We start from the raw sequence: 12,536 nt of genomic DNA, 5'->3' as shown, positions 1-12,536 counted from the left end.
GTTTACATTGTATCCTCGCCCGCACCGGGTCCGCGTCAGTCCGTGGTGAGCGTGTGTTCGAGCCGGTCCAGCAGCGCTTCGAGGGCCTCCTCGAACTCCGCGGCGCTGTGGTCCTGGGAAAGTTTGGGCTGCAACCGGAACAAATGCGGGAATTCTGCCAGCGAACCGGCCGGCGCGCGCTCCGGCTCGGGGCCGGGCATCGGCGCTCGCGCGGCGACCTCCAGCAGCAACTGCCCGAGCAGGAAGGTCGTGTACGAGCGGTAGGCGCCGACAGCCGCGTCGTCATCGAAACCGTAGGACAACAGGGTATCGAGAAACGTCTCCATCCAGCGCAGGCTCCGCAGCGGCGGACGCACCCACGGCGCCTCGGGCGGACGAGTGGCGGCCAGCGGGAACAGTTCCGGATGATCCGACGCGATCTGCCGTACCCCGTGGGCGAGGCGCACCAGGAAATCCTGCCAGCCGTCTTCCTGCCTGCGGGCGGCGAGCTGGTCGGCATGCAGGTCGTCGATGAGCAGGTCGACCATCCCGCTGAGCAAGTCCTCACGACTGTGCACGTATCGATACAGCGCCATCGCTTCCACACCGCACGCCGAACCGAGCCGGCGCATGGTCAACTTGTGCAGCCCCTCCTGATCGACGAGCTCGATGGCCAGCTCGAGGATCAGGCGGCGACTCAACGGTGCCCGCGATTCATCGCGCTCGCTCGACTCCGAGTCGCGAGAGTCCGGCACCGTCGCCAAATCCTCTACGCGATCGTCGTGATGTTCGTCCACCGGGACTTCCCCTCACTGCACGCGTTGAAGCAAGACCAACGGCCAGACTATTTCACCCTCGACCCACTACCCAAGTGCGCAACGGCAACGACACCCGCCGCCGTGTCCATCCCGCCGCTGACCTGCACAGTTTACAAGGTAAACGTCGCCAGCTACATTGTGTCGAATGTGCGGTCATGGCTCCGTCGACGGGCGTGCCACCGAGACCGGCGATGTGATCGACAGGTGCCTGATCGACGCCTCATCGTCGGACAACTGGCAGGACTTTCTGGTGCGGCTGGCGCACGGGGTGCGTCAGGTCGCGTTGGACCATCCGGAACTGTTCCCGCTCGCGGCGACGGCTCCGGCGCAGGCACCGTGGGTGCGGCCCCCGCTGGGCAGCCTGCGGTGGATGGAGACGTTCCTGAACACGTTGCTGGCGTACGGCTTCGACGATGACGCCGCGGTCAACGCCTACCGCTCGTACACGACCTTCCTACTCGGGCAGCTGCTGCTACAGGTCGCCGCGCAAGGTCCGGCCGCGACGGAACTGCACCGGTCACGCGACGACGGACTGACCGGCTTCCCGAACCTGTTCCGCTTGCAGCCCAAGCTTTCTCAGGACCACAGCGCCGCCGAGTTCGACGACGCGCTCGAAGCCGTGCTGGACCGGATCGAACGGATGCGCGCCGCCCGCTGACGCGACCGTCACTCGATGCCGTGGATGACCTGCCATAGCCGTTTCGTCAGAACGAGAACCGTTGCGGTGGAGCGTGTGCGGAGGGATCAGCGGAGGCTGTGCGCGCGGGTGTCGATGATCTCGGCAGCGAGCTGTTCGATCGCGTCCCAGGCGCGGTTGTCCTCGGCGACCGTGCGCGACTCGGGCGCGTTCGGCATGAACGGGTGGCGCACCGGGTCGAAGACGACACCGGTGATCGCCCGGTCGGCCAGATCGCGCAGATCGGCGGCGATCTGATCGACCGAGCCCACGCCCAGCGGACGGTCCGGTTCGGGTGCGGGCTCGGCCTGGATCGCGAGCCGGATCCGGGGCGCGATGCCGGGTGGACGCGTACCACGCTCGGCGGCAAGCGTATTCGCGGTGCGCATGCCGCTGTCCAAGCTCGCCAGGGTGGGAAAGGTGGGATGCCATACGCCGTCGTGGTCCACGGCTCGACGGAGGGCAGGTGCGGCGCTGCCGCCCACCCAAATGGGCGGCCCGCCGCGCTGGGCGGGCGACGGCGTCGCCAAGACGTCGTCGAAAGTGACGAATTCGCCTGCGAAGCCGGTGCTTTCGCCGCGCCAGAGTTGGGTGATGACGCTCAGGTATTCGTCCGCGATGGCACCGCGACGGCGAAAGTCGACACCGAGCGCGCGGTGCTCGAACTCGGCGCCGCCGACGCCGATACCGAAAACGACTCTGCCGCCACTGAGTTGGTCGATCGTGGCGATGGCCCGAGCGGTGTGCCCACCTTGATCGTTCGAGTGAGCGCGGCGAGATAGGCCAGTGTGGCGAAGCTTTCGTAGAAGTCCTCCGGATACGCCCGCCGCACATCGGCGGGTTGCGCCAGATGGTCGGTGACCATCGCGAGATCGAAGCCGAGACGTTCACAACCCGAACCCCATTCGGCCAGTCGTTCACCCGAGACCGCCGCGCCGAAATTGGGGATTGAGACACCGAACTGCATTGCCGCCGCTTTCTGTCGATCAGCCACCGAGGTCGAACGCCGCGGCCGAGCAGCGAGCCGCCCGGCCGCCGAGTCGGTCAGGACGGGTGGATCCAGGAGCCGATCGGGGTCGGCGGCAACGCACGCACGACGGACATCACCGGGTTGCACCAGAATTGTGACGACATGCAGACGAACGCGCCGGTCTTGTCGTAATTCCAGGCATCGCCGTGCCAGGCCCAGGTCAGGCCGTCTTCCGACGGACTGAACGGGCATTGGTCCGGCGCCTTGCCGTTGCACCCGTCCACGCCCCAGGGGCCGACCGGATAGGCAGCCGCGGTCGGCGTCAGGGCCGCTCCCCCGGCCATCGACACCACGGGAACGGAGATGCCCGCCACGGCGGCGAGCAGCATTGCGGCACGTTTCATCGAAAATCCTCCTCGGTTCATCAACCGTGATCGGCGATCACAACGTGATCATCGTCTACCCGCCTCGCAATGTTAGCAACATAGTGGCTATTGCCACACGCAGACATCCGCGAGGGTCACACCCCGGCGGACGGCGCGGCTGTGGTCATATCGTCGGTGCTCGTCGTTTCGGCGCGGAGCGCCGCAGCGGCCTCGGCGAGCAGGCGGCGTGCACGGGGGAAGTCCTGCAACGCACCGGTCAAGACCTCGAGGGTTACCTGCAGGGACACCGTAGGAACACCACGGGCGGTGAGGATTTCGGCGGTCCACACGATGAAGTTTCGGAACAGGTCACTGTCGTCGGCGTACAGCCCGGCGGCCAGGAAGTCGACGATGTGCGCGATGTCTTCGACGGTGCGGTCCCGTTGCGGACCGGAGTAGGACCGCATGGGCGGAAAGCGGTTCTCCAGTTCGGCCACCGTGGCCCCGACCAATTGCGGTGCACTGCGGGCGACCATCGTGTACTCCTGGTCAGCCAGGTGCGCCAGCACGGCGGTGCCGCCGCCGGTACGTCGCAGCCCGCGATCGAGGCAATCGGCCGCGGCCGGTGCGTCCGGCGCCCACGCGTCCGCGCCGAGCAACCGGGCGTAGCGCCCATCCGGCCCGAATGCCGCCCCGCCCACCAGCACCGGCACGCCGGTGGCCTGACACGCCGTGATGGCGGCGTGCGCGGCGGGCAGCCGAGTCGGCAGCGACGAGGACAGCGCCACCGCCACCGGATTGTGCTGATGCAGGTGGGCGACCAGGTGGTGCGTGGGCACCTGCGCGCCGAGGAAATCCACCTGCCAGCCGCGCAGCCGCAGCACCTCGGCGACGAGCCGGGCGGGCAACGCGTGCCATTCCCCGTCGACGCAGGCGATCGTGACACGACCCGCTGCCGTCGTCGGCCTGCTGGCCGGATGATGGGCGAGTGCCGCGATGACGCGATCGTTGATCGCGGTGGCGGCGTGCTCCTGCGCGACGGTGATCCGGTTCGCCGCCCATTCCGTCCCGACGCGCAACTGCACCGGCGCGATCACCTCCAGCAGCACCTGCTCCGGACTCAGGCCCGCGTCTACGGCCGCCAGCACGAGATCCGCGGCCGCGTACTCGTCTCGTCCGGAAACGGCGTCCCACAGGCGATCTCGCAGTTCGGTGACCGGCACGGGGTCCAGGGTCACGCGGCGCTCACACGGTCGCCGCCGGCGGCGCGGACGCGGCGTGGCGCGGTGATCGCGACTACCGCGATGTCGTCGTGCTGACGTTGGCCCACCCAGTGGGCCACGCGCATGCGAATGTGCTCGACGACGGCATCGGCAGGCATCCCCGCACAGTCGGACAGGGCTGCCGCAAGCCGTTCCTCGCCGAACATGTCCGCGCCCAACGGGCCGCCGCGCGCCTCGGTGACTCCGTCGGTATAGAGCAGGCAGGTCTCTTCCGGCGCCAGCACCGTGGTCACCGTGGTCGCACTGACGCGAGGCAGCACGCCGACCAATTGTCCTTGTGTCGCAACCTTTTCCACCGTGCCGTCGCATCGCACGATCAGCGGTGGCAGGTGACCGCCACAGGTCAACCGCAGGCGCACCCCGGCGTCGTCGCGCCGCAGCGACGCCAGCACCAACGTCGCGAAACGGGTCGGCCCGGCAGACAACAGCGCGCTGTTGAGCAGATTCAGCACGCGCTCGTGATCCTCGGCCATGGAGACCAACGCGTGCAAGGTGTTACGGATCTTCCCGGTGAGAATGGCGGCTTCCAGGCCTTTGCCGCATACATCGCCCAGCACGACGAGCGATTCCCCATCGGGTGTCACCGCCGGATGCACGTCGTAGAAGTCCCCGCCGATGATCTCGTGGTTTTCCGCGGCCCGATAGCCGCCGGCCAGTTCGATGCCGTCCATCCGATGTAGTCGCGGCGGGAGCAGCTCGCGCATCAACGCACCGGTGATGCTCGCCTGCTCGGCATAGAGCCGGGCCGCGGACAACGCGCCGCCCGCCCGCGCGGCGAACAGCTGCGCGAACACCTCGTCCCGTTCGCTGAACGCCTGCTCGCCGGTGCGACGCAACAGCACCAGCGCGCCCGCGGGCACCCCGTGGCCGGGCAGCGGGGTGATCACGACCGAACCGACCGGGCCCGGAAAACCCTCGGGCACAAGCCAGTTCGGCAACGTGGTGGAGTCGATCCAGCGGGACGGCACGGGCGGGAATCCGCGCAGCGCCTCGCTGAGCCCCGCCACGGTGGCCGGATCTTCCTCGATGGTGTGGTGGCTCACCCGATCGCCGGAACAGCAGTAGGTGATCGGCAGCCGGGCGCCGACGGCCGGGGCCACCAGCACGGCGGCATCCGCGATATGGCGGGCCGCCATCCGCACCGTCGCTTCCATACAGCGTTCGACGTTCAACGACGCCAGCAGCATGTCCGATGTCTCGGCGAGGAACGCGGTCCGCTCCCGTTCTTCGTGCAGCGCCGCGTGTGCTCGGCGCAACGATCGGGCGTCGTCTTCGACCAGCCACCAGACCACCGACCGATCGGCCAGGGGCGTGGCGTGCGCTTCGACCGGCTGGTCGCCCAGCTGTCCCGGCACCACCGCGCTCGACGTGGCCGTCCCCGCGGCCAGAGCACTGTGCGTCTCCGACAACCAGTGCAGCGCGGTGTCCTCGAGCCGCGCACCCGTGGCGAGGGCAACCGGCAGATCGCGCACTCCGGGACTGGTCGCCACGACGATCCCCGCGGGGTCGGCGATCAGCGCCGGATACGGCACCGTCGACAATCGAGCGCGGTACTCGAGCGCGGGCAACGGATCCCCGACCGGATGCGCCACGTCGACCGACTCCTCCAGCAAATCTCCTCCAAAGAATGACGACGCGGCCGCACCGGTCCGGCTGGCTTACCGCAGGCCGGCTCGATCGAAACCTTCCTGATCGGTATCACGCGGCACGGTCGCGGCACCGCGCGGTGCGACGAATTCGACCGTGGTACCCGACTCGTCGGAAGTGACGCGGGTATCGGGCACCAGCGCGCGCATCATCGCGAGACCGCGCCCGCGGTCCGTCGTCCGGTCCGGCGGGCGGTCCAGCCAGTGCCCGGTATCCGACACGACCACCCGAATCACCGTGTCCACGCCGGCCCGAAGCGTGATCGGCCCACCGTCACCGCCGTGGCCGTGCTCGATCGAGTTGGAGCACGCCTCGTTCACGGCCAGCAGCAAATCGTAGGCGAAGCGCTGCTCGATACCGGTCTGCGCCAGCCACGACCGCAACGCCTCGCGCACCCGGCCCAGCTCCTCGGCCACCGCGCTGAACTCGAGCTGGAGTGACGGAACTCCCTGGTGCAAACCGTCCAACGCTGACCTCGTCCGTTCGTTCGTGTCTCGTCCGCTCACCGATGATCGCTGGTGTCACCGGTGGCGGTGATCGCGTCGTCGACGCGGTCGAATATCCGCAGCACTGTCGTCAACCCGGTGACTTCGACCAGCCGTCGCACGACCGGCGAGGCCACCACACGCAACTCCGCTGTCGCTTGCATGCCACGCAGCAGCACGTTCAATCCCGAAGAGTCGAAAAATTTCACTGCGGACAGGTCGACGACCAGCGGTCGCGCTGCGTGGGTGACAGCCTGCTCCAGCGCCTCCGCCATCCGCGGCGCCGTATAAATGTCGACTTCCCCGGCGACGACCACGACGATCGCCGCGCCCTTGGCAACAACGTCGACCGCGAAACCGGGCAGTTGGTCTTCATGACGCACTAGACGGCCTTTCTGACAGTACCGAGCACCGCGCCCCGCCGCCCGCACGACTCATACCCGACCGGCGCAGATCCCCTCCGCGACCGTGGGCACAAGACAATGCGATGCACCGGACGCGACAGGGGTGGGTCCACCCGAGTCCGCCGTCAGGGCGCATGCGCGGCTGTGTTTTCAACCACGACGCAACATCCGAGTCTAGTCACGCGACGCCAGCCCAGCCCTCCCGGTCCCTGATCGGCGGCCCCCAGCGATGTTTCTTGTCGGCTGAACGGTCGATGCCGCGCGCGACCGGTACTACTCAGCAACCAGTAGCGGTCGGCGTGCTGGCGACATAAACATGGAATGCGCGCTCGGACTCGCCGATCCGACGATCCTCGTGCACGGTGAATCCCGCCCGCTGTATGAAGTCGACGACCTGTACGGCCGGCCGGTTGATCAGGCCGTCGCGCCACGGCGCGGCCTCGATGTAGGACGGGTCTGCGGCTCCGACCACCAGACGGCCACCTGGTCGCAACACTCGCCCGAGCTCACACAGCGACGTTGCGAGTTCGTCGTCCGGGATGTAGTAGATGGTGTTGACCGTCGCAATGCCGTCGAGAACACCGTCCTCGAAAGGCATTTCACGCATCGGCGCCTGGATCAACTGCAATCGCTTCTGCTCGAGGACTTCCTCGAACCGCTTCTGTGCCGTGGCGATCACCGTGGACGACGGATCGATACCGAACACGCAGCCTTTCTCATGGACCTGGTCGAGCAATATCCGCAGCCCGTGGCCGCCACCGAACCCGATGTCAGCGATGTGCTCACCGGGGCGTGCTGCCAACGCTGCGATCGAGCCGTCGATGACCGCCCGGTTGAAAATGTTGAGCCCGTTGGTGATCTGGCGGCCCCACCAACCGGTCGGGAAACCGAGCTGACGAGCGAACGGGCCCATGAATGGAAGCCGAAGGTGCACGAACCCAAGCATCGCATAGTTGATCACCGCAGGTTCGACGTGCACCGAACCACCTCCACAACCCTGCGCTCTGCACCTACGCCGGGCAAATCACGGCCAAGGGTTCTGCCGCCCCACGCTTGCGTTGAGTCAGTTCTCCTTCGAAGACAACGCACAACCGAGCGTATAACGTTGACCTGCTTCGGATTACGCACCCGATCAAACGGCAATTCAGGAGGTCCCGACGTGTCGATCACGACCCGAACCGCCGCACCGGTCGACATCGGCGCCTGCGCGCGCGTACTCGCGGAAGCTTTCGCCGAAGATCCGGTCATGTCCGCGATTTGGCCGGATCTACCGAAACGACAGCGTGCGCTCCCCCGCTACTTTGCTGCCTCCCTGCGCCACTTCCATGTGCCCGGCGGCGGCGTGCAGGTTGCCGAAGACCCGGACGGCCATCTCGGTGGTGTCGCGGTGTGGGACCCGCCCGGACAGTGGGATCAACCATTCTCACGCACCCTGCGCGCGATACCCGAACTCCTGCCGGCGCTGGGCCTGCGGACCAGAGCTGCGATCGAAATCCGCACCACTCTGGACACGCACCATCCCGCCACACCACCGCACTGGTACCTGGCCAACCTCGCGACTCCAGCGACCCACCGCGGGCGAGGCTACGCCGCCCGACTCCTCGATGAGCGCCGCACGCAATCACCCGGCACCGCCGCCTACCTCGTCTGCACCCGAGAGAAGAACGTCAGCTTCTACGAGCGATTCGGATTCGAGGTCACCGATACCTTCTGCCTGCCCGTTGGTGACAGACCGATGATGTGGGCCATGACTTATCCAGTCGGCAAGGCCTAGCGCCCGGCCCTTCAGGCCGCTGAGCCGCTCCGCTGACAATTCAGCCATTCGCGGACGCTTGGCACGAAATCCGTTGCTGCAGAGACTGTTACTCTCTGCAACCACGTCTATCGGTGCCTCCGTCGCTGATGCGATGTTTTTTGCCATTGCGGATGGCCATTGCGGATGCCGACAACGAGGCCCAGTCCTCGCAACATCGACTGACAATACGTTTCCATTACGAATCAGTTGTCGACCCGACGCTGATAGCTTCGGTAGATGGAGATCGAAACCGGCACGGCGGTAGATGGATTGGTGGCCGAACCGGCCAGCCCGTTCGTGTTGTCCCCCGACTTCTACCGCGACCCGCAGGGTGCCTACGGCGCGTTGCGCGCTCGGGGACCGGTCAACCGGGTGGCGTTTCCCGACGGCAGTACCGGATGGCTGATCACCGGGTATGCCGAGGCGAAAGCGGCATTCGGTCATCCGGGGATCAGCAAGCGACTGGGCTCGGCGGGCGCTCGGGCAGCGCTCGAAGCGAACAATGCCGGTCACCAGCTCCAGGCCGGTCCCTTCGAGCACATGCTGGTCTTCTACGATCCACCTGAGCACACACGCCTGCGCTCCTTACTCACCAAAGCGTTCTCGACTCGCGCGGTGCGCGGCCTCGCTGCGCGCGTCACCGAGCTCGCCGACGCTCTGCTCACAGAACTGGCCACCGCCGGCGAAGTCGTGGATCTACTGGACCGCTACGCGGTACCGCTGTCGATGTCGGTGATCTGTGAGCTACTCGGAGTGCCCGACACGGACCGAGCGAGGTTCCAGAGCTGGTCGACGGTCATCGTGTCCAGCGAGCACGCAGCTCGGGATCGGGTAACGGCCACAACAGAGTTCGTCGCCTATATAGATCACCTCATCGTCAGCCGCACCACCGAACCAGGTCCTGACCTGCTCTCCGAACTCATCGCTGCGGGTGCGGACGGTGAACGTCTCACGCCACGTGAACTGCGCAGCATGGTGCTCGTCCTGCTGGTCGCAGGCTTCGAGACCACTGCGAACCTCATCGGCAACGCGGTGGTCACCCTGTTGTCCGACAACGACTCTCGTCGGCAGCTGTGCGGTGACGCCACACGCATTCCGGCGTTCATCGAGGAGGTTCTCAGATTCAGGTCGCCGACCAGCGAAACCACGTTCCGATACACAACGACGCCAATCACGCTGGGCGGCATCGAGATAGCCGCTGGCGAGCTGATCGTCGTATCGGTGGCGGCAGCGGGGCGCGACCCTCGTCGGTTCGCCGATCCACACCGGTTCGACATCGATCGTCCCAGCAACGCCGAGCACCTCGCGTTCGGGTATGGAATCCATTTCTGCGTCGGCGCGCCCCTCGCCCGCATGCAGGGCCGTATCGGACTGGAGCGGCTGCTGGCGCGCCACCCCGACCTGGCACTTTCGCCCGCCGACGAACCCACTTGGCGCACAAGCTTCGCCATCCGGGGGCTGACCGCCTTACCTGTACGTCTGCGCCCATGATCGGCAAGCGTGGACGCCCGAAGGTTTCAGAACTGTAGAGCACCCCAGACCCAGCCGGTGCCGCCGGGGACGGCAGGGCCGGTGACCTGGCACCAGTCGTCCTTGTTGCAGTTTCCGACGAGGGTGACCTCTTGGCCTTGGCGCAGTATGCCAAGGACATCCCCGGCGCCTCCTGGGGCGTCGTAGACATCGACGTCTTGGGTGACGGTCGCGACGTTCTGCTGGGAAAGGCAGGGGAACGGGCGAGTCGAACTCCAGGCAGCCGCGGAAGGCTCTGCGCCGGAACCGAGTCCACGGGCGAAACCGTCGTTCTCCACCCGGCCGGAGTAGTGCGCGAAGCCGGTGTCGTCCCAATGGATGGTGAATCGGACGTCGCGGCCGGTGATGGTGGCGTCGCTGATGTTTCCGCCCTTCAGGTTAGTGCCGTTCTTCATCGCAGTGATCGCACGCCCCTGATGCGTTTGCTGAATGTCCCCCGCATTGAGGAAATACACAAGCCAACCATTGCTCTGATCGATGGTCGTCGCTTGCGTATTGAATCCATACTGACTACAGACCGGGACAGCCCCCGCAGGCTCCGCCGTCACGACCAAAGCGGTCGCACCCAACGCGCCTATCGCGGCCCCGAGAACCGCCTTCTCGATTATTTTGCTGGACATGCTGCTCCTCCAGTTCCGGTCGGCGAAACACCCGCCACCGATGTCGGTACTGGAAAGGTAAAACCACCCCCACCCCAGGTCCTGAGTAGCCAACTACCCAACTTCCCACAACCCGCCTGATAAGCACCTTCGACGCGATGAGATCGAGCAGCGGCGGCCCCTCATTTGCCCCCTGCTGCCATTTCGGCACGATGTTGCGGGCTCAGCTGGATGAGCTGGAGGTAGTTGCCGTCGGGGTCGATCGCGGTGGCGAACAGAAGTCACTCCGGCACGGCCGACCGCGGCCCCGCCAGCACAGCATCCGACCGCACGGCGACATAACCACCGCCGACCACCACGACGCGATCGGGCCCTTCGCTCCAGTACAATTCCGAGTAGCTGGACTTGTCGTCGAACATCTCCGGCGGCAGCGGGATATACGTGCGGTCCTCCGGGAAGTAGAGCACCCCGACGTCGCCCTCGTCATTACCACCGAATTTCAGTAGCAGCCCGCCGTCCGGCCCCGGCCGCACCGCCATCACATTCGTCCAGGCTTCGACATGCCGGACCGGAGTCCCGCCGCGATGGATCTCGTGCAGGCGGCGGTCGGACAGATAGAAGAACCCGTCGTCCCCCGCGGGCACCGAGGTGAACTCGACGAACGAGCGCTGAGCACCCATGTCGAACGCACGCACACAGCCGGTGCCCGCCGCGTTCAGCTCGTATCCGTTTCCGTCCCAGATCAATACGGTGCTGCCGTCGGCCAGCCGGGCAGCGCCGGTCATCGGACGCGCCGCGTCGCCGAGTACACTCTTCACCACGGCAGCGTCCGGAATACCGGGAATCTGTTCCCACACACCGGAGTCCGCGAGCCACAGCGGACCGGGCAACGGGTCACCCACATTCATCCCGCCGAAGCGCAGCAGGTGCGTCTTCACCTCGTGCAAGACCACGGGACGCGCACCGAGGAAATAGCATTCGTGCGCGTAGAGATCGGCGTCGCCGGGCCCTTTGGCAGGCAGCACTCGGGGCGCGTCGTCCGAGCCGTCCACCAGGATCGGCCCGAATACGCGTGGGCGCGCCTTCGTGTCGGCGGTGGACTGCGCGAGCCATCCACCGCGGGGCGACCGCGCCGCCGCCACCCAGAATTCGTTGCGCTGCAACGCCAAACGCGGCGGCCACGCAGCGAGGTCCCACAGCTCCACCCGCGGCGTGCGCCCATCGCTGTGCGACAACAGGAATCCGTCGACGATGTCATCGAGGACGCTCGCGATCGGCGAGGCCGGCGCGGTCTCCACCGCGGCGGCCGGAGTTCCGTCGTTGCCCAGGTACTGCGCCCACATCAGTTCCGGATCTCCCGGGAACTCCCCGGCGGCGGGCACCGCGAGATCGGTTGCCTCCCAATACCCCAGCTTGCGGTCGACCGCCGCCCGCAAGGTCGCCACGATCCCCCGATACTTCCGCTGTTCACCTTTCGGCAAGGGCGCGAGCTGCTCTTCGACCCACTCCAGCACCTCCGCGACATGATCAGCGGGCACGTAGAGGCCGGTCGTGTAGTTCCCACCGAACCACCCCGACGTGAACTGCCCGCTCAAATGCGGATGTGCCGCAACGACTTCGGCGAACAGTCCGTCCGGCGCGTACGCCGCCTTCGGCGCGAACACCGAATCCGGGAACACCCGTCCCGTCTCGAACGCGAGGCTCAGCGCCAGTCCGCGCTCGTATCGGTAGGGCAGCATCGAGGCGCTGAACATGACCGCCGCGACGGACACCGCGGCCGCCGCGGCCCGGCCGTCCGTGCCATGCAGCAGCTCTCGTACCTGCCGCCAGAGGTCCTCACTATCCGGATGCACTCGATCCAACGCCGTCGGCCCGGAGGCGCTGCCGAGCAGCCGGGGCACGAACTGCTCCCGGATCGCGTCCTCGTCCACCAGATGCAATGTGCAGTCGTATCCCATGTTCCTCCGCCTCATCCTGCGCACCCA

Annotated in this window: 11 protein-coding genes and 2 pseudogenes; 3 read left to right on the top strand and 10 right to left on the bottom strand. The window is 66.7% G+C overall.

Translation table 11 applies throughout. The annotated features are described in order from the left end of the window. Positions 1-35: 35 nt before the first annotated feature. Positions 36-734 (bottom strand): TetR/AcrR family transcriptional regulator, encoded by a 699-nt coding sequence (locus TY25_RS05840; protein ID WP_042254738.1) that lies wholly within the window; start codon positions 732-734, stop codon positions 36-38. Between the two features lie 292 nt (positions 735-1,026). Between TY25_RS05840 and TY25_RS05835 the strand changes: the two are divergent. Next, positions 1,027-1,455 (top strand): annotated as a pseudogene (locus tag TY25_RS05835) (TetR/AcrR family transcriptional regulator C-terminal domain-containing protein); the annotation flags it as partial. 86 nt (positions 1,456-1,541) lie between these two features. Here TY25_RS05835 and TY25_RS43895 read toward each other — a convergent pair. The 7 genes and pseudogenes from TY25_RS43895 to TY25_RS05800 form a co-directional block, all read right to left on the bottom strand. After that, positions 1,542-2,440: pseudogene (locus tag TY25_RS43895) on the bottom strand (LLM class flavin-dependent oxidoreductase). Positions 2,441-2,517: 77 nt separating this feature from the next. Beyond that, a complete protein-coding gene (locus TY25_RS05825; protein ID WP_226887312.1) occupies positions 2,518-2,847 on the bottom strand; it encodes a hypothetical protein in 330 nt (109 codons plus the stop codon). A 116-nt stretch (positions 2,848-2,963) separates the two neighbouring features. Beyond that, on the bottom strand, positions 2,964-4,046 hold the full coding sequence (locus TY25_RS05820; protein WP_042254667.1) for a cobalamin B12-binding domain-containing protein: 1,083 nt from the start codon (positions 4,044-4,046) through the stop codon (positions 2,964-2,966). Then, positions 4,043-5,704, bottom strand: coding sequence for a PP2C family protein-serine/threonine phosphatase (locus tag TY25_RS05815; protein ID WP_370466243.1), 1,662 nt, complete (start codon positions 5,702-5,704; stop codon positions 4,043-4,045). The genes TY25_RS05820 and TY25_RS05815 overlap by 4 nt, the downstream gene beginning before the upstream one ends. A 45-nt stretch (positions 5,705-5,749) precedes the next feature. Beyond that, positions 5,750-6,205: an ATP-binding protein gene (locus TY25_RS05810; protein ID WP_052382830.1), complete on the bottom strand. Its 456-nt coding sequence runs from the start codon at positions 6,203-6,205 to the stop codon at positions 5,750-5,752. A gap of 35 nt (positions 6,206-6,240) precedes the next feature. Then, on the bottom strand, positions 6,241-6,654 hold the full coding sequence (locus TY25_RS05805; protein ID WP_081868692.1) for an STAS domain-containing protein: 414 nt from the start codon (positions 6,652-6,654) through the stop codon (positions 6,241-6,243). Between the two features lie 250 nt (positions 6,655-6,904). Further along, on the bottom strand, positions 6,905-7,606 hold the full coding sequence (locus tag TY25_RS05800; protein WP_146153957.1) for a class I SAM-dependent methyltransferase: 702 nt from the start codon (positions 7,604-7,606) through the stop codon (positions 6,905-6,907). A gap of 126 nt (positions 7,607-7,732) precedes the next feature. Here TY25_RS05800 and TY25_RS05795 point away from each other — a divergent pair, with 126 nt between their 5' ends. Beyond that, the gene (locus TY25_RS05795; protein ID WP_236639092.1) at positions 7,733-8,401 is read left to right on the top strand and encodes a GNAT family N-acetyltransferase; all 669 of its coding nucleotides are present in this window, start codon (positions 7,733-7,735) and stop codon (positions 8,399-8,401) included. Positions 8,402-8,659: 258 nt separating this feature from the next. Then, positions 8,660-9,913, top strand: coding sequence for a cytochrome P450 family protein (locus TY25_RS05790; RefSeq protein ID WP_052382827.1), 1,254 nt, complete (start codon positions 8,660-8,662; stop codon positions 9,911-9,913). A gap of 26 nt (positions 9,914-9,939) precedes the next feature. Here the strand turns inward: TY25_RS05790 and TY25_RS05785 are convergent, their stop codons facing one another. Together TY25_RS05785 and TY25_RS05780 are read right to left on the bottom strand one after the other, a co-directional pair. Next, positions 9,940-10,572, bottom strand: a complete 633-nt coding sequence (locus TY25_RS05785; protein ID WP_042254665.1) for an SH3 domain-containing protein — start codon at positions 10,570-10,572, stop codon at positions 9,940-9,942. A 260-nt stretch (positions 10,573-10,832) separates the two neighbouring features. Then, complete coding sequence (locus TY25_RS05780; RefSeq protein WP_042254662.1) at positions 10,833-12,509, bottom strand: hypothetical protein; 1,677 nt, start codon at positions 12,507-12,509, stop codon at positions 10,833-10,835. Positions 12,510-12,536 lie beyond the last annotated feature (27 nt).

Origin of the sequence: Nocardia brasiliensis NBRC 14402 (assembly GCF_000308475.2) — a bacterium.
In the GTDB taxonomy this organism is placed as follows: domain Bacteria; phylum Actinomycetota; class Actinomycetes; order Mycobacteriales; family Mycobacteriaceae; genus Nocardia; species Nocardia brasiliensis.
The sequence above is the reverse complement of the archived record's forward strand: the minus strand, read 5'-3'. Positions and strand labels throughout refer to the sequence as shown.

What these genes read in the sequence shown, in the direction of transcription:
- TY25_RS05825 (WP_226887312.1), bottom strand. Translation starts at nt 2,847, where the DNA reads ATGAAACGTGCCGCAATGCTGCTCGCCGCCGTGGCGGGCATCTCCGTT.
- TY25_RS05790 (WP_052382827.1), top strand. Translation starts at nt 8,660, where the DNA reads ATGGAGATCGAAACCGGCACGGCGGTAGATGGATTGGTGGCCGAACCG.
- TY25_RS05785 (WP_042254665.1), bottom strand. Translation starts at nt 10,572, where the DNA reads ATGTCCAGCAAAATAATCGAGAAGGCGGTTCTCGGGGCCGCGATAGGC.
- TY25_RS05780 (WP_042254662.1), bottom strand. Translation starts at nt 12,509, where the DNA reads ATGGGATACGACTGCACATTGCATCTGGTGGACGAGGACGCGATCCGG.